Origin of the sequence: Nocardiopsis codii (assembly GCF_036327455.1) — a bacterium.
Classification (GTDB): domain Bacteria; phylum Actinomycetota; class Actinomycetes; order Streptosporangiales; family Streptosporangiaceae; genus Nocardiopsis; species Nocardiopsis codii.
Genome location: NZ_JAUZMY010000041.1, coordinates 1 through 16,962, shown reverse-complemented (window position 1 = coordinate 16,962; position 16,962 = coordinate 1). Strand labels below are relative to the sequence as shown.

The 16,962-nt window shown below is 72.4% G+C and carries 15 protein-coding genes; 11 read left to right on the top strand and 4 right to left on the bottom strand.

Annotated elements, in window-relative coordinates; translation table 11 throughout:
* The first annotated feature begins 24 nt into the window (after positions 1-24).
* Complete coding sequence (locus Q8791_RS28155; protein ID WP_330094862.1) at positions 25-1,332, top strand: NtaA/DmoA family FMN-dependent monooxygenase; 1,308 nt, start codon at positions 25-27, stop codon at positions 1,330-1,332.
* A 323-nt stretch (positions 1,333-1,655) separates the two neighbouring features.
* Here Q8791_RS28155 and Q8791_RS28150 read toward each other — a convergent pair whose 3' ends face one another.
* Entirely contained in the window at positions 1,656-1,976 is a 321-nt protein-coding gene (locus Q8791_RS28150) for a twin-arginine translocase TatA/TatE family subunit (protein ID WP_330094861.1), read from the bottom strand.
* A 439-nt stretch (positions 1,977-2,415) separates the two neighbouring features.
* Here Q8791_RS28150 and Q8791_RS28145 point away from each other — a divergent pair, with 439 nt between their 5' ends.
* Positions 2,416-3,870: an alanine/glycine:cation symporter family protein gene (locus Q8791_RS28145; protein ID WP_330094860.1), complete on the top strand. Its 1,455-nt coding sequence runs from the start codon at positions 2,416-2,418 to the stop codon at positions 3,868-3,870.
* A gap of 94 nt (positions 3,871-3,964) precedes the next feature.
* Here the strand turns inward: Q8791_RS28145 and Q8791_RS28140 are convergent, their stop codons facing one another.
* The gene (locus Q8791_RS28140; protein WP_330094859.1) at positions 3,965-4,306 is read right to left on the bottom strand and encodes a hypothetical protein; all 342 of its coding nucleotides are present in this window, start codon (positions 4,304-4,306) and stop codon (positions 3,965-3,967) included.
* Between the two features lie 71 nt (positions 4,307-4,377).
* Between Q8791_RS28140 and Q8791_RS28135 the strand changes: the two genes are divergently transcribed.
* The 6 genes from Q8791_RS28135 to Q8791_RS28110 all read left to right on the top strand — a co-directional run bounded on the left by Q8791_RS28135 (position 4,378) and on the right by Q8791_RS28110 (position 10,752).
* Positions 4,378-5,184, top strand: a complete 807-nt coding sequence (locus Q8791_RS28135; RefSeq protein WP_330094892.1) for a helix-turn-helix domain-containing protein — start codon at positions 4,378-4,380, stop codon at positions 5,182-5,184.
* Positions 5,181-5,363, top strand: coding sequence for a DUF397 domain-containing protein (locus tag Q8791_RS28130; protein WP_330094858.1), 183 nt, complete (start codon positions 5,181-5,183; stop codon positions 5,361-5,363). Before Q8791_RS28135 ends, Q8791_RS28130 begins: the two co-directional genes overlap by 4 nt.
* 172 nt (positions 5,364-5,535) lie before the next feature.
* A complete protein-coding gene (locus tag Q8791_RS28125; RefSeq protein ID WP_330094857.1) occupies positions 5,536-7,470 on the top strand; it encodes a helix-turn-helix domain-containing protein in 1,935 nt (644 codons plus the stop codon).
* Between the two features lie 96 nt (positions 7,471-7,566).
* Positions 7,567-8,835 carry a hydroxymethylglutaryl-CoA reductase, degradative gene (locus Q8791_RS28120; RefSeq protein ID WP_330094856.1) on the top strand — a complete coding sequence of 423 codons (1,269 nt, stop codon included), beginning with the start codon at positions 7,567-7,569 and terminating at the stop codon, positions 8,833-8,835.
* A gap of 118 nt (positions 8,836-8,953) precedes the next feature.
* Positions 8,954-9,367: a hypothetical protein gene (locus Q8791_RS28115; protein ID WP_330094855.1), complete on the top strand. Its 414-nt coding sequence runs from the start codon at positions 8,954-8,956 to the stop codon at positions 9,365-9,367.
* Positions 9,364-10,752: a tripartite tricarboxylate transporter permease gene (locus tag Q8791_RS28110; protein ID WP_330094854.1), complete on the top strand. Its 1,389-nt coding sequence runs from the start codon at positions 9,364-9,366 to the stop codon at positions 10,750-10,752. Before Q8791_RS28115 ends, Q8791_RS28110 begins: the two co-directional genes overlap by 4 nt.
* A gap of 341 nt (positions 10,753-11,093) precedes the next feature.
* On the opposite strand, the gene Q8791_RS28105 is transcribed toward Q8791_RS28110, so the two are convergent.
* Positions 11,094-11,852 (bottom strand): IclR family transcriptional regulator, encoded by a 759-nt coding sequence (locus tag Q8791_RS28105; protein ID WP_330094853.1) that lies wholly within the window; start codon positions 11,850-11,852, stop codon positions 11,094-11,096.
* Positions 11,853-12,049: 197 nt separating this feature from the next.
* Here Q8791_RS28105 and Q8791_RS28100 point away from each other — a divergent pair, with 197 nt between their 5' ends.
* The 3 genes from Q8791_RS28100 (at position 12,050) to Q8791_RS28090 (ending at position 15,244) form a co-directional block, all read left to right on the top strand.
* Positions 12,050-13,417 carry an RraA family protein gene (locus Q8791_RS28100; protein ID WP_330094852.1) on the top strand — a complete coding sequence of 456 codons (1,368 nt, stop codon included), beginning with the start codon at positions 12,050-12,052 and terminating at the stop codon, positions 13,415-13,417.
* Between the two features lie 226 nt (positions 13,418-13,643).
* Entirely contained in the window at positions 13,644-14,990 is a 1,347-nt protein-coding gene (locus Q8791_RS28095) for a TRAP transporter large permease subunit (protein WP_330094851.1), read from the top strand.
* Between the two features lie 2 nt (positions 14,991-14,992).
* Positions 14,993-15,244 (top strand): hypothetical protein, encoded by a 252-nt coding sequence (locus Q8791_RS28090; RefSeq protein WP_330094850.1) that lies wholly within the window; start codon positions 14,993-14,995, stop codon positions 15,242-15,244.
* 288 nt (positions 15,245-15,532) lie between these two features.
* Here the strand turns inward: Q8791_RS28090 and Q8791_RS28085 are convergent, their stop codons facing one another.
* A complete protein-coding gene (locus tag Q8791_RS28085; protein WP_330094849.1) occupies positions 15,533-16,507 on the bottom strand; it encodes a sporulation protein in 975 nt (324 codons plus the stop codon).
* Positions 16,508-16,962 lie beyond the last annotated feature (455 nt).

The window sequence follows — 16,962 nt, the reverse complement described above, 5'->3', positions numbered from 1 at the left end:
CAGAGACAGACGAGGGAGAGCGCGATGGGCGGCAGTGACTCCGAGGTCCGGCAGGTGCGGTTGGTCGCGCACTTCCCGGGTGTCAACAACACGACGGTGTGGAGCGACCCCGCGTCGCTGAGCCAGATCGACTTCTCGTCGTTCGAGCAGCTGGCGCGCACCGCCGAACGGGGCCGGTTCGACTACTTCTTCCTCGCCGAGGGGCTGCGCCTGCGCGAGCACCAGGGGCAGATCCACGACCTCGACGTGGTGGGGCGCCCGGACACGCTCACGGTCCTCGCCGCCCTGGCGTCGGTGACCGAGCACCTGGGGCTGGCGGGCACCCTCAGCGCCACCTACAACGAGCCCTACGAGCTCGCCCGCCAGCTCGCGAGCCTGGACCACCTGAGCGGAGGACGCGCCGCGTGGAACGCGGTGACCTCCTCCGACGCGTTCACCGGGGAGAACTTCCGGCGCGGCGGCTACCTCGACCACGCCGACCGCTACGAGCGGGCCGCGTCGTTCGTGCGCGCCGTCCGCGGGTTCTGGGACGCGGCGGGGGAGGGGGACGGCGGGGCCCGCACAGCCCGGTACCACGACAGGTTCTTCGACATCGAGGCCCGGCCCACCCTCCCGCGCGCGCCGCAGGGCCGGCCGGTGGTCATCCAGGCCGGGGACTCCCCGCAGGGGCGCGACTTCGCGGCGGCCTCCGCCGACGTCATCTTCTCCCGCCACGGCGGGTTCGAGGAGGGGAAGGCGTTCTACGCCGACGTGAAGCGCAGGGTGCGGGCCCACGGGCGCGACCCGGAGTCGCTGCTGATCATGCCCGGGGTCACCTACACGGTCGGCGACACCGCGGCCGAGGCGGACGAGAAGGCCCTGCACGTGCGCTACCAGCAGGTCAGCGGACAGACCGCCATCCGGTTCGCGGAATCGGTCTGGGGCCGGGACCTGTCCGACCACGACCCCGAGGGGCCGCTGCCGGACCTCGATCCGGTGGTCGAGGACACCGGCATCACCAGGGGCCGCACCAGGCTGGTCCGCGACCCGGTGGCCACGGTGCGCGAGTGGAGGGAGCTGGCCGAGGCCAAGCGTCTGAGCATCCGCGACCTGGTCGTGGAGGTGTCCGCGCGGCAGACCTTCGTGGGCACCCCGGAGTCGGTGGCCGCGGACATCGTCACGCACGTGCGCGAACGCGCCAGCGACGGTTTCGTGCTGGTCCCGCACATCACCCCGGGCGGGCTGGACGACTTCGTCGACCGCGTCGTGCCCCTGCTCCAGGAGCGGGGCGCGCTGCGCGCGGAGTACACCGGCGCCACACTCCGCGAGAACCTGGGGCTGCCGCCCGGCTGACCCCGCGCGTCCCGCCGGTGGAACCCCTCGGGTGACGTCGCGCGGGACGCGACACCGGCAGGGCTCACGGCCCTGCCCCCACCGACCCCTCCGGGCGGTGTGCGCACCCTTCGCCCGCGCACGCCGCCCGGAGGTTCGGTCGTGTTTTTTGCATCCTTCCGGGCTCGCGTCCGCCGGGCTTCCTCTCGCTGCGCCTCTGCGCTCGTGAAGCACAACCAGGCTGAACCTCGCACATCGTCTTGCGAGAGATTGCCCGGACGGCCGCTCGCCGACCCGGAAGCCTCCTGAAAAACACTCCCTGGACGAGCCGAGGGGTGCGGTCCCTACCTGTCCGCGTGGCGGTGGCTGACGACCGTGCCCTCCAGCGGGGGCTCGGCCGACGCGGCGGCGTGCGCCACCGCCTGCGGCCGGGGCTGCTCCGGCGGCGACTGCCGGGGGCGGGACGCGGCGGCGTCCTCGGCGGCCCGGGCCGGCCCCGTGCCCGCGCCGGGCTGTTCGCCGGTGTCGGCGGTGGTCCTGATCTCGGCCTTCAGGATGCGTGCGCTGCGCCCCAGCGAGCGGGCCAGGTCGGGCAGCCGCTTCGCGCCGAACAGCAGAAGCGCGATGACAAGCAGTACCAGGATCTCGCGTGCTCCGATACCCATGTGTGCTTCCTCAGGTGAGTTCCCGCAGTACCGTTTCGCGCCCTGCCGGGTGCGGGGGAGCCGGGCGTGTGGATCGATCGTAGACCCGTCTTCGCCGGTCGCGGCCCCGGGGGCTCCTTGCCGTTCCGGCCCCGGGCGGCGCGGGGGAGCCGGGTTCCGGGCTGCGCGGACCCGACGGGCCCGGGAGGTGCGCCGGCCGACGGCGGGAGGATCCTCCGGGGCACCGCGATCGAGCTTCCCTACCACCCCGGGAACGGGGCGCCTCCGCATCGTGGTGTGCCTTTGGTGCGGCCATGTGGGAGGACATTCGCCCGTTGAACGGTGGTGACGCCCCTGTCACGCAATGATGTGGTGGGCTCCACGGCCGGTCGCGGGCGATCGGTCAGTGCATCGCTCTTCCTCCCGCACGCAGCGACCGACCTCACGAAGGAGCCCTCGCATGGCGGACGATTCAGCGCTGGTAGAGACGCTGACCCTGGTCAACGACATCATCTGGGGGCCCTGGGTCCTCATCCCCCTGCTCCTGGTCAGCGGGGTCTACCTGACGGTGCGCCTGTCCGGCATCCAGTTCCACACGCTGTTCCACGCCCTGTGGCTGGCCTACGTCCGGAGAAGCGAGAGCGGAGGGGCCGGGGACATCTCCCACTTCCAGGCCCTGAACACGGCGCTCGCCGCGACGGTGGGCGTCGGCAACATCGCCGGCGTGGCGACCGGCATCCAGCTCGGCGGCCCCGGCGCCGTGTTCTGGATGTTCGTGACCGGCGTCCTGGGCATGGCCACGAAGTACAGCGAGGCACTGCTGGGGGTGAAGTACCGCCGCCCCGACGGCAAGGGAGAGATGAGCGGCGGCCCGATGTTCTACCTCCGTCACGGCCTCGGAGGGAGACTGGGCCTCGTGCTGGGCTTCCTCTTCGCCGTCTTCGGGGCGGTCGCGGCCTTCGGCATCGGCAACATGTCGCAGGCCAACACCGTGTCGACCCAGCTCCGCTCGGTGTGGGACGTCCCGTTGTGGGCGACCGGCGCCGTCATGGTGGTGCTGCTCGGAGCGGTCGCGCTCGGCGGCATCAGGTCCATCGGCCGCTTCGTCTCGGTCGTGGTGCCCTTCATGTGCATCGCGTTCGTCATCTCCAACATCGTGGTGCTGATCGTCTTCGTCGAGGCGATCCCCGCCGCGATCGCCACCATCGTCACCGACGCGTTCACGGGCACCGCCGCCGCCGGCGGCTTCGTCGGTTCGAGTGTCATCCTGGCCATCCAGTACGGCTTCGCGCGCGGCATCTTCTCCAACGAGTCGGGCCTCGGCACCGGCGCCATCGCCGCGGCGTCGGCCAGGACCGACCAGCCGGTGCGCCAGGCCCTGGTGTCGATGACCCAGACCTTCATCGACACGGTCGTCATGCTGACCCTCACCGGCGTCATGATCGTCGCGAGCGGTGTGTGGCGGACGGACGAGGCGGTGGCCAGCGGTGCGGCCGGGGAGGGCGCCCCGATCACCGCGCAGGCGATCTCCGCCGGATACGGCCAGATCTCGCCCGCGCTCGCACCCTTCGGCGGCTACCTCATCGCGATCGGCGTGTGCTTCTTCGCCTTCTGCACGATCCTGGGCTGGAGCTACTACGGCGAACGGTGCATGGACTACCTCGCCGGGCGCCGCGCCGTGGTGCCCTACCGGGTGGTGTTCATCCTGGTGGTCTTCGTCGGCGCGACCCTGGAGGCGACCGCCGTGTGGAGGTTCTCCGACATCGCGAACGGGCTGATGGTGCTGCCCAACCTCATCGGTGTGCTCCTGCTCTCGCCCGTCGTCGTCGCGGAGACACGGAGGTACTTCGGCAATCCCGGCTGGAGGAACCCCGACGCCCCCGCCCCGTCGGACTGGGCGCGGTCGACCGACTGATCCTCCGACACCCTCGGGACGGGCGCCGTGAGAGATCGCGGCGCCCGTCCCCGTCACCGCCCCCGGGGGTCCCCGCCGGCCGCCGTCGCCCGCGTCAACCCCGGTGCTCCCCGACCGGACCGCGACCACTGCGGCGGGGGAGGGGCGGGGAGTGGCCCGCACGGTCCTCGACGACGGAGTCCACCAGCAGGTCGAGCCGGTCGCGGAGGACGTAGCGCCAGGTGCCCTCACGGTCCTGGTATCCCCAGCTGTAGCCGTTCTTGAGGCCGATGGAGACGTTGCCCAGGTAGGCGGGGCCGACCAGGGCCCGGTCGACGTCGGGCCGGCGCGTCCAGGGGAAGCGCCGCCACTCGATGGTGAAGACGAGCCCCCGTTGTTCCCTGAAGGCCTCGGCCGCCTTCGCGAACACGTCCGTGTTCAGGTTCGTTCGGTTCATGTTCCCAGCATCGTGGAAAGCACGGCTGTTGCACCAGTGATAGGAATTTCTCTGTATCCCTATGGTTGAATGTGCACTTCGGTGCTTCAATTTTCTCCATGGGTGCAAATATTTTCGGGACATCTCTGCGCAAAGCGCGTGAATTGAATGGCTACACGCAGCGGCAGTTGGCTCAGAGGCTCGGGCCCGGTGTGGCCGCCTCGACCCTGTCCAGGTGGGAGAGCGGCAAGGCGCGTCCCCGGCAGGATCGGGTGAGGGAGTTGAGCGAGCTTCTCGGGGGCAATGGCGTGCTGCTCCGGGAGTGGCGTCTGGAAATGTCGGGGTCCGAGATTCCGTCGTTCATGCGTTCGCTGGGAGACCTGGAGAACGAGGCGGTGTCGATCGACACCGTCACGGTGTCCGTGGTTCCCGGCCTGGTGCAGTGCCATTCGTACGCGCGTGAGGTGTTTCGGGCGGGGCGGCCGACCGCGCCGGAGGAGGAGATCGAGCGTTTGTCCGAATTGCGGGTTCGGCGGTACGAGGCATTGGTCGGGAGGAACAATCCGCTGATCACCGCGGTGTTCCCCCAGTTCGCGCTGGAATGGATGCCGGAAGCGGTCAGGAAGGAGCAGGCCGAGTCGCTCCTGCACATGGTGGCACGCGGCCGGACCGCGGTTCAGGTGTTCCCGAACGGCTCCCTGTACCTTGCATCGGTTGCTCCGGTCCAGGTGTACCGGTTGCGTGACGGATCAAGTATTGCGTCCTCGGACCACGGAGGCGGCAACTTTGTGCATCAGGCGCCCTCGGAAATGGCCACCTTGGAGAGGAAGGTCCGCGATGCGCTGAGTATGGCACTTCCTGTGAACCACACGGTTGAGTTCCTGCGGGAGATGCTGTGAGCACCTGGCACAAGTCCACCTACTCCGAGAGCGGGTCCCACTGCGTGGAGGCCCGCGAGCACGAGAGGGGGGCGGACGTGCGCGACGCCCGGAACCGGGAAGCGGGGTTCCTGTCCTTCCCGGCCGACGAGTGGCGCGTCTTCCTCGGCTGCTCCCGGAAGGCGTGCCCGCGCCGGTGACCGGGACGGGTCCGTTCGCCGGTCCTTCGGACCGCGTCCGTTCACGGTGGCTGCCCCGTCCTCGTCGCGGGGCGGCGCCCCGTGCGCGCGACACCTCCGCGCCGGCAGCGCGGAACGCGGCGCGGAGGCGGTCGGTATGCCCTCCCACCAGAGGAGATGCGATACTTCCGTGATGCACGACACTCCCGCGCGACTCGATTCCCGGGGCCAGCGCGCGGTCGTCGACCTGCTGGCCCGAGTGGAGTCCGGCGACCAGATCTCCGCCGAGGACGTGCGTTCGCTCCTCGGTCCCGTGGACGACGGGGTGGTCGTCCGCGCCCAGCGGGCGGCCGCCGGTTTCGGCAGGCTGCGGCGCCGCGACGGCGAGCTGTCCGCGCTGATCGCCAGCACGCGCGACCTGGTCGACGTCCGCGACGTGCAGGCCCTGCTCCGCAAACTCGTGGACCGCGCCCACGACCTGGTCAGCACCGACGTCACCTACCTCTCCGTCTACGACGAGACCACCGACGAGCTGTTCGTCCGAGCGAGCCGGGGCACGGTCTCCCCGCGCTTCCAGAGGTTGCGCGTCCCCGCCGGGATGGGCATCGCCAGCAGGGTCGTGCACACCAGGTCGCCCCAGTGGACGGCGGACTACGGCGCGGAGGACGACCTCGACCACGACCCCGAGATCGACGCCGCGGTCGGGGAGGAGCGCCTGCGGTCCCTCCTCGGCGTGCCGATGGCCGCCAACGGCGAGATCCTCGGCGTCCTCTTCGCCGCGGACCGGTCCACCCGCTCCTTCGCCAGCGACGAGATCGCGCTGCTCTCGGCGTTCGCCGACCACGCCGCGGTCATCCTGCACACCGCGCGGCTGTTCTCGGCGGTGACCGACGCCGCGGACCGGGCCGAGGACGCCCAGTCCCGCGCCGAGCGCCACCTGGAGGCCATGAACGCCTCCGCGCGCGTGCACGAGCGCCTGACCGCCCTGGTGCTGTCCGGCCACGGGCCCCGCGAGGTGGCGGCCACGCTGGCCGAGTCGCTGGGGCGCCCCGTGGCCATCGCCGACCGGGAGCTGCGTCCGGTCGCCGCGACCGCGGACGGGGGCGGCCGGTGGTGGAGGCAGGGGCGGCTGGTCGCGCCGGCCGTCCGGGCCGCCGAGCGGAGCCGCGCCTCGGGCCACTGCGCCCCGGTCGGCGCCGAGGGCCTGGACGTCGTCGCCGCCGCGATCGCCGGTTCGGAACTGCTGGGCCTGCTGCTCGTGGGCGTCGGCCCGGCCGCGCTCACCGACGTGGAGCGGCGCACCATCGAGCGCTCGGGCCAGATCGTGGCCCTGCTGACCATGCAGCGCGAGGCGCTGACCGACGCGGAGGAGCGCGTCCGGGGCGAGCTGGCCCTGGACCTGGTCTCGGGCTCCACCGACATGGGCGCCCTGGAACGCCGGGCCGCCGCGCGCGGCATCGTCCTCGACCAGCCCTGGTCCGGTGTGGTGGTGCCCGTCCCCGACCAGGCGCGCCATCCGCTGCTGCGCGCGCTGTCCTCCGCCAGCGGCAGGTGGCTGGTCGCGGCGCAGGGCGAGGGAGTGGCCGTGCTGGTCCCGGGCGGCGACCCGGGCGCCGCCGCCCGCCAGGTGCACCGCAGCCGGGGCACGCGGGAGGAGGGGCCGCTGCTCGCGGTGGCGTCGCGGGTCACCGGTCCGGCCGACATCGGCGCGGCCCTGGCCGAGGCGTGGGAGTGCGCGGGCCTCCTGCCCGCGCTGGGTGTGGCCGACGGGGCCTACGAAGCCGACGACTACGCGCCCTACCTGGCGATGTTCGGTACCGACGGAGCGCGGGCGCTGGCCTTCGTCGACCGGATGATCGGCCCGGTGGTCGACTGGGACCTCCACCACCGCACCGAGCTCGCGGCGACGATCGCGGCCTACGCCGACGGCGGAGGCAGCGTCTCGCGCGCCGCCCGCAGCCTGTTCGTGCACCCCAACACCGTCAAGCAGCGCCTGGAGCGCGTGACCGCGCTGCTCGGACCGGACTGGAGGTCGCCCGACCCGATGTTCCGGGTGGCGGTCGCGGCGCGCCTGCACCGTCTGCGTTCTGCGAGAAACGGACATGTTAACGCGGACCCTGTTGTCTGAACCGGACATGTCCTCCGTGTGACGTTCGCTGCTTACATGGACCGAACAGCAGTGACGCACCGCACATCGGTGCCCGTTCCACGGGGGAAGTACGCAGTGGCTCAGAACAGCAGGTTGACCGGTTTCCGCACGCTCACCGTCCAGGAGCGCCGGGAGGCCGTGGCCAGGGAGAGCGGCGTGGAGCCCGCCGTGTTCGAGGCCCTGGAGCCGGGCGGGCTGGGCGTCGAGGCCGCCGAGCACATGATCGAGAACGTCGTGGGCGTCATGGGCATCCCCGTCGGCATCGCCACCAACGTGACCGTCAACGGCCGGGACGTCCTGGTGCCGATGGCCACCGAGGAGCCGTCCGTGGTCGCGGCGGCGAGCAACGCGGCCCGGATCGCGCGGGTGCGCGGCGGCTTCACCACCAGCAGCACAGGGCCCGTGATGCAGGCCCAGGTGCAGGTCGTGGACGTCGTCGACCCGGCCGGGGCCCGGCTGCGGGTGCTGGAGGCCCGCGACGAGCTGATCGCCCTCGCCGCCGCGCAGGACCCCAAGCTCGCCGAGGTGGGCGGAGGCGTCCTGGACCTGACCGTGCGCGTCGTGGAGGCGCCCGGCGCCACCTACGTCGTGGCGCACCTGGTCGTGGACGTACGCGACGCCATGGGCGCCAACGCGGTCAACACCATGGCCGAGGCCGTGGCCCCGCGCCTGGCCGAGATCGCCGGCGGCCGGGCCGTGCTGCGCATCCTCACCAACAAGGCCGACCTGCGGCTGAGCCGGGCCCGCGCCGTCCTGGACGCCGAGGCCCTCGGCGGGGCCGCGATCGTGGACGACATGATCCACGCCTACCGGCTCGCCGCCGCCGACCCCTACCGGGCCGCCACCCACAACAAGGGCATCATGAACGGCGTGTCCGCCGTGGTCCTGGCCACCGGCAACGACACCCGCGCGGTCGAGGCGGGAGCCCACTCCCACGCGGTGAACGCGGACGGCCTCTACTCCTCGCTGTCCGTGTTCGAGAAGAACGCGGACGGGGACGTCGTCGCGACCCTGGAGCTGCCGATGCCGGTCGGCCTGGTCGGCGGTGCGACCCGCTCCCACCCGGCCGCGCGCGCCGCCATCGCCGTCACCGAGGTGACCACGGCCCAGGAACTGGGCGAGCTCGTCACCGCCGTCGGCCTCGCCCAGAACATCGCCGCCGTGCGCGCCCTGGCGGGCGAGGGCATCCAGAGGGGGCACATGTCCCTGCACGCGAAGAACCTCGCCATCGCCGTCGGTGCGGGCCCCGACGAGGTGGACCGGGTCGTGGCGGTCCTGATCGCGGAGAAGGCGTTCCGGCACGACCGCGCCGAGGCCGTCCTGGCCGAACTCCGGAGCCGGTGATGCACCCGACCCCGTGCGGGCGTGCCACAGGCGCCCCCGCACGCGCCCTCCCGGCGCAGCGCCCGTGGCCGTCGTGCCCCCCGCGCGCGTCCGCCACCCTCATCGAACGGAACTGACCATGTCCAATCTCATGGAGATCTGGGGCGACACCGTCGACTCCAGGCACACGATCGGCGCGATCGCGCTGGGCGTGGGCATCGCGACGCCCCTCTACCTGGTCGCCGACCACTTCTTCTCCCGCGGCTCAGACGACGCCCTCTCCGGCTCCTACGCCCTGCTCGTGGGCCTGGCGGGCTGTCTGATCGCCGGGTTCGTCGGCGCCCGCCTCTTCGCGCCCAAGCGTGTCGTCACCGAGCAGCAGACCTCCCACGAGGGACGCGCCGCGGCGATGGACGCCATCGAGGCCGAGTACGGGCCCCTGGGCGACCCCGACGAGCTGCCCCGGCCCGTCCAGGACGAGATCCGGGCGCTCGGGCTGTACGAGGACCTGCGTGCGCAGCACGAGCGGCGCGGAGGGGCGGTGTCCGAATGAGTCCCGAACTGCTCACCGACGCCGCCTGGGCGCTGGGCATGGGCCTGGTCGGCGCCATGGTCTTCGCCCTGATCGGGCTGGTCTCGGGTACGGACGAGACCGCCACGGTGGCCCCGCTGACCCTGCTCGTGGTGCTCCTGGGCGTCCCCGCGCCCGGGGTGTTCACCTTCTTCATGGCGGGGATCGTCGCCAAGCACATCACGCACGCCATCCCCACCACCCTCTTGGGCATCCCCGGCGACACCATGGCGGTACCGATGCTCCGGGACGCGCAGATGCTGCGCGAACTCGGCGTCCCGCACATCGCCCTGCGCAAGGCCATCTCGGGCGGTGTGGTCGCCGCGTTCGTGTCGGTGCCGCTCGCGGTGCTGTTCGCCTGGCTGCTGAGCCCCTTCGCCGACTCCATCGGCAGAGCGGCACCGTGGATCTTCGTGGCCGCGGCCGTGCTCATCGCCTACACCTCCAAGGGCCGCCTGGCCTCGGTGCTGGCGCTGGTGCCGTTCGTGCTGCTGGTCGTGGGCCTCCAGGCGTTCGTCATGAACACCAGCGGGACCTCGCTGTCGATCAGCTTCTTCCTGGGCATCGCGACCGGCCCGCTGATCGCGGACCTGTTCATGTCGCTGTCGCCGGCGGGGCGGGCGTCGCTGCGCCGCGAGGCGCCGCGCACCTTCGACCTGGCCCCGGACACCCGGACCTGGAAGGGCCGGGTGCCCAACCCGCTGGCGGTGCTGGACCGCAAGCAGCTGGGGTACACCACCGCGGCGGCCGGCGTCTCCAGCGCGACGTTCGTCTTCTCCCCGGTGGCCATGACCGTGCTGATGGGTGAGATCGTCGGTGCGCGCATCAAGAACGGCTACCACCGGCTGACCTCGGTGATGTCGGTCCGCAACGGCACGACCGAGTCCACCTACATCGCGGAGACGCTGATCCCGCTGATCGCGCTGGGCCTGCCCCTCTCGCCGATGGCCGCCGGTCCGGCCGCGCCGCTGTTCAACGCGCCGCCGGTGTACACGGTGGACACCGAGACCGGGGCCACGAACAACCTGCACAACCTGCTTTCGGGCAGCGAGTTCCTGGTCTACGGGCTGCTGGGCGTGGCGCTGGCGTCGGTCGTGGCGTACCCCTTCGCGATGACCTACGCGCACCGCGCCGCGTCGTTCGTGATGCGCAAGGTCTCCCACGAGGCGATCATCGGCGCCTTCGCGGGTCTGATCATGGTGATCTGCCTGTACGAGGGCGGTCTGCTGGCCGTCGGTGTGACGCTCACGGTGGGACTCGTGGGCGGGCTGCTGAACAAGTTCCTCAACATGCACACGGGTGTGCAGTTCATGGGCTTCTACGTCGCGGTGCTGACCGTCCCGGCCCTGATGGCCCTGGTCGGTTAGACGTGCCGTAGGCAGTCCGAAGTGCGGGGGCGGGCCCCGGTCGCGATCGCGACCGGGGCCCTTCCGCGCGTGGAGGAGCGGACCGCGCCCCGCCACCGTCACGGAGGCCACGCGGTGTCCTCCGCGCCTGTCCGTGAGGACGCGCCGCGCCGGCACGGCGGCCCCCGGCGAGCGGTACTGGGGAGTGTTTTTCAGGAGGCTTCCGGGTCGGCGAGCGGTCGTCCGGGCGATCTCTCGCAAGACGATGTGCGACGTTCAGCCTGGTCGTGCTTCACGAGCGCAGAGGCGCGGCGGGAGGAAGCCTGGCGGACGCGAGCCCGGAAGGATGCAAAAAACACGACTTAGATCCTGGCGCCGATGGCCCCCGCGGCACGCGAGATCTCCGGCAGGAGCGCCAGGAGCTCCTCGGGGGTGGTCTTCTCCGTGGTCGTCACCAGGTTGATGGCCGCCGCCGCACCGCCGTCGTGGCCGGGTACCGGACGGGTCAGGCTGAGCGCCCCGAGTTCGCGCTCGGACTCCGCGAGGTGGTAGCCGGATTCCCTGATGCGTGCGAGCTCCGCGCGGAGGTCCTCCACGGTCTGCGCGCGGCCGTCGGCGAGGTGGACGTCGGGGCGCTCCGCGAGGTAGTCGTCGAGTTCCGGGTCCTCCCCGTAGGCGAGCAGCACCTTGCCGCCGCCCAGGTCGAGCGGGACCCGTCGGCCGATGGGGAACTGGTAGCGCAAGGGGTTCACGCCGTCCACGCGTGCGACGAGGATGCGCTCACGGCCGGAGCGGACGAAGAGCGACGAGGTCAGCCCGGTCGAGGCCGACAGCTCGGTCAGGATCGGTGACGCGACCGTGCTGAGCCGGTCGTTGACGACGAACGCGTGGGCCAGGGACAGGATCACGGGCCCGAGCGAGTAGCCCAGGCCGTCCTGCTGGATGTAGCCGCGCCGCACGAGCTGGTTGACGGTCCGCTGGGTGGTGGCCAGGTGGAGCGCGCTCTCCCTGGCGATCTCGCTGAGCCGGAGCGGCCCGCGCGCACGCTCCAGGCACTCCAGGACGTCCAGGGCCCGGTCGAGCGTACGTCCCTGGTTCCCGCTCCCGGTGGGGGCTCCCATACTCGCTGTCCCCAGCCCTTCCATGGCGATTCCGAATGTGTTTCCGCGCCCTCGCGAAGGGCCGTTGTTCCCACCAGCACGGCGGTTCGGCCGCTGGTCCCGCGCACCCAAGGTAGCGGACGGGTTTCCGGCGGGTTGACAGCGCGAAGCGTCGCAGGTCACACTTCCTCTCAGTTGGCAATAGTAACTATCACTGAATGATAGAAGGTGTGACGATGAAGGTCGCCGTCCTCGGGCTGGGCGAAGCCGGAGCCACCTACGCCACGGCCTTCGCGGCCGCGGGGTGGGAGGTCTCGGGCTACGACCCGGGCGCTACGCCCACCCCTGCCGGAACCGGGCGCGCCGCGTCCACCGCCGAAGCGGTGTCCGGCGCCGACCTGGTGCTCGGACTCACCACCGCCGCGCACGCGGTCACCGCCGCCGAGGCCGCCCTTCCGGCGCTGCGCGCCGACGCCGTCTACGTGGACCTGAACGCCTCCTCGCCGGAGACCAAGCGCCGCGTCGCGGAGGTGATCGGGGCGTCCGCGCAGGTCGTCGATGGTGCGATCATCGGTTCGGTGATGGCGTTCGGCGCCCGGGTCACGGTGCTGCTGTCCGGCGCCGCCTCCGCGGACGCCGTCCGCCTGCTGGCCGCCGTGGACTCCGAAGCCGAGCCCATCGGCGGTGAGGTCGGTGACGCCACGCGGCGCAAGCTCCTGCGCAGCGTCTTCATGAAGGGGCTCGGCGCCCTGATCACCGAAGCCGTGGACGCCGGCGCCGCGGCGGGGGAGGAGGCCTGGATGCGCGAACAGATCGCCGACGCCCTCGCCGGCGGCACGGCCTCCCTGGACCGCCTCAACAAGGGCACCCGCCTGCACGCGCGGCGCAGGGCCGCCGAACTCCGGGACAGCATCCGGCTCCTCGCGGAGCTGGGCGTCGACGCCCCGGTCGGCACCGGTGCGGCCGACCGCCACCTCGCCCTGGCCCGCCGGGCCCAGGACGACACGCGGCGCCTGGCCGACGCGTTCGCCGACATCCCCACCGCCGCCATCGGCGACGGCCGCGACCGCCTGGGCTTCGTCGCCCCCCACATCCGCCCGGTCTGGGCCGGAGCCCGCGCCGCCGGGCGCGCCCTCACCGTCCTGACCCGGCCGGGCGACAACTGGGCCCTGCACCAGGCACTCGCCCAGGCGCTGCCCGGCGACGTCCTGGTGGTCAACGGCGGTGGGGACGCCTCGCGCGCCCTGCTGGGCGAGCTCATCGCCGAGCGCGCCCTCAACCGGGGTATCCGCGGCATGGTCATCGACGGCGCGGTCCGCGACGCCGACGAACTCCGCGACCTCGGGTTCCCCGTCTGGGCGGCCGGCGTCACCCCGGCGGGACCCTACAAGGACGGTCCCGGGCACGTCGGCGTGCCGATCGCGGTGGGCGGCGCCGTCTGCGCCACCGGGGACATCGTCGTCGCCGACGGCGACGGGGTGTTCGTCGTCCCGCGGCTGGAGGCCGAGGCGGCCCTGCTCGCCGCGCAGGGCGTCGTCGAGGACGAGGCGCGCCGCCGTGCCGCCATCCGCCGGGAACGCGCGTGAGACGCCGCCCCGGCAGACCGCCCGCCTCCCTCGCCCGCCCCGCGGTTCACCCGGTCCCCACCGCTCCCGGAGCCCCCGGGGTTCCGACGGTCACCGCAGCCACCACGGCCTCCTCGGCCCGCACGGCCCCCGCCGTCCCCGCGATCCCTCCGGCCCGCGCCGGTGCGGAGCCCGCGGGCGTCGGCCGCCACCAGCACCCGCCCGCACCGCCCCTGAAGGTCGCCCCATGCCCACCGCACTCCTAGCCCTCGCGGCCTTCATCACCGTGATCATCGTCTGGAACGTCGTGTTCAAGAGGAACATGGGCGAGGCGATGCTCCTCGGACTGATCACCACGGCGCTTTTCGCCGGAGCGGAGGCCCCGGCCTACCTGCTGGGCGGGCTCTCCGACGCGCTCACCCACGACGTGCTCTACGCGGCCCTGGCCTTCGTGTTCATGGCCCACCTGATCGACGTCACCGGGCTGATCCAGAAGATCCTCGCCATCCTCAACTCGGTGTTCGGCCGCATCCGCGGCGGTCCCGCGTTCATCGACACGGCGGGGTCGGCGGTCTTCGGCTCCCTGTCGGGGTCCAATTCCGCCAACACCGCGTCCAGCGGGTCCTTCACCGGCCCGTGGATGGTGCGCACCGGATGGACGCCCACCCGCGCGGCGACGGTCCTGGCGGGCAACGGGGGTATGGGCGCGGCCCTGCCGCCCAGCGCCTCCATGGTCATCATGGTCGGGTTCGCTGGCGGCCTGGTCTCCACGGGCCAGGTCTACATGGCGCTGCTCGCGGCCGGCGGCTACCAGATCCTGCTGCGGATCGTCCTGGTCATGTACTTCGTCCGCAGGGACGGCGTCCCCAAGGCGGACGAACACGACCTCGTCCCCCTGCGCCGGTCGCTGAGGGAGGGCGCGGGAGCCCTGGCGATCTTCCTCGGCGCCCTCATCCCCATCGTCGTCACCATCGGCCCCGTCGCCGACTACCTGATCGAGTCCACGCCGATCGGTGACGCACTGGGCGAGATCTCCCTGCTGACCTGGATCCCGATCCTGATCATCGGCTTCTCGCTCGTCGCCGGACGCGACCGCCTGCCCAGGACGCTGCGGGGCTGGTCCGGCCTGCTCGACGGCGCCATGCCCAAGTTCGCCACCATCGGTGCGCTGCTGTTCTTCGCGATCGCGGCCAGTGAGATCCTCGGCCGCCTGGGGCTGGCCGAGGACGTCAACGGCCTGCTCGCCGAACTCCCGGTCAACCGCTTCCTGCTCGTGGTCGTCGTGGGCCTGGTGGTGACCCTGGTCGCCGGACCGCTCTCCTCCACGGCGACGCTCACCGCGGTCGGTCAGATCTCCTTCCTGACCCTGGTGGGCGTGGGCGTGGACCCGCTCCTCGCGATCGTGGCCATCCTCGTGTTCGCCTCCACCGAGGGGGCGTCCCCGCCGGCCTCCGGGTCGATCTTCGTGGCGGCCGGCCTGACCGGCGCGCGGCCCGAGAGCACGTTCCTGCCGCTGATCGCCTACTACATGATCCCGATCTTCCTCATCGGCTGCCTCATCGGTTGGGGCTTCCTACCGGTCCTGGGGGGCTGAACATGACCACCGTCAAGTCTCGGGCGTTCACCGTCGTCCGCACGCTCTTCAAGCTCGGGCTCCTCGCCTGCTTCACCCTGGGCAGCCTGCTCGTCCTCGGCCAGCTGGCCGGTGTGGTGGCCCAGCGGCCGGACTGGATCACCGCCAGCTCCTCGTGGCTGTTCGTGCCGACGGTCACCGCCGCCGCGGTGTTCGGGGTCCTCGGATACGTGGGGAACTACCTCGCCCCGGACACGACGGACGGGGAGGAGTAGCCGGGCCCGGCCGGTCGCCGGGGGATTCGACCCCGGCGGGCGGACCGCCCGGACCCTGACGGGCGGCCCCCGGCCTCCGCCGACCCCGGCCCCGGGACACGGGGGACCACGACCGGGCGCGAGAAGGCGGCCCCGCCGAGCCGGAGCTCGACGGGGCCGTCGACGTGGGCGGGCCGGTGCGCGGTCGCCTCACGGAGCAGGGCGCCACACGGGTCCTGGCGGGGGCAGGTCCGCGGCGACGCGCGGGCGGGGATCCCCGCCCGCGCGGCCGAGCCGGCCGAGGGGAGGTCACTCCTCGTCGAACTCCTCTTCCTCCTCGTCCGCGTCGGAGTCCTCGCCGACCCCCTCCACGATCTCGGACACCACGTAACCCGCGGCCAGACCGCCCACCACACCCACGGCGGCTCCGCCGACGGCGCCGAGCATGCCGCCGCCGTGCTCCTCCTCTTCCCCGTGGTACCGCTCGCCGTCACCGTGGTACTGGCCGCCGAACCGCTCGCGGTGGCGCCGGAGCGACTCCTCGATCCAGGAGTTCAGCGTCCCCGCCCAGTCCAGGCGGTCGGCTTCGGCGTGCCCGACGCGGAACCCGCTGTACACCTCCTCGCCCTCCGAGAACATCCCGCCGCGGCGGTCGAACTCCACCACCGCGGACACGCCCTCGGGGTCGGGGACGAGGGCGACCTCGACCTCACCGATCTCGTGGGCGTACCGGTCGGAGGGGTGGAACTCGAACTCCTGGAAGAACGGGTACTCCTGCGCGGTCCCCGCCAGGTACCCGGCCTCCAGGCCGGTGGTCCTGAACCCGAACCCCAGCTGGGACAGTGCCTCCAGGACGCGCTCCTGGACGGGCACCGGGTGGACGTGCAGCCGGTCCAGGTCGCCCTTGTCGGACGCGCCGTCGACGACCACCTCGGTGCGCAGGCCCACCAGCACGCCCGGCAGCGACCCGCCGCCGGCCTCGGTGACCGGAGTCTGCCAGGGGACGCCGAAGGTGAAGGGGACGGACAGGGTCTCCCCGGCCGCCAACCGGATTCCGGAGGCCACCGGGACGCGGGCGAACTCCACGCCCTCGTGTTCGTCACCGTCCTCGACACTGACGACCAGGGCCAGGAGGATCTCCGCGATCTCGGCCTCCCCGTCCCCGCCGCTCAGCTCGACGCGTCCCTCCAGGACGGACCCGGGGCGGGTGTGGGGGGTCTCGACGACGGTGTCGATGCTGAGTCCTCCGACACCGAAGACCGCGAGCAGACGTTTGAAGACCATGGGGTTCCTTTCGGGGCGCCGCGCACGGGGGGCTCCCGCGAGGGCGGGCGCGGAACAGCTGGTACGCCCTACGAACGCGGTGCGCCGAGGTCCGGTTCCGCCGGTGGGCGGGGAGCCTCCGGCGATCCGCGTTTCGGGGACGCCCCAAATAGGAGTCGGGTGGCGATCGGGGGCGCGGGCCGGTTCGCGACCTGTGGCCCGACCGATCCGGGGCGGTGGTGGCGAGAGTGTTCGTGCCGGACCGGAACCGTGGTCCCCCGTGCCTCCTCCCGGCCCTCGGGGGCGGCCGGGGCGGACGGGAGCCCCCGTGTCCCGGCCCGTCCCGGTCGTCGCGGCTGCGTGCGGCCGGCCCGGGGGGGGGCCGCGGGGGGCCGGCGCCCCCCACTGTCGTCGGCCCGGGCCCCAGGGCCCGGTCGTCAGGTCACGAGGTCATGGAGCGAACGGGGAGTCCCGTC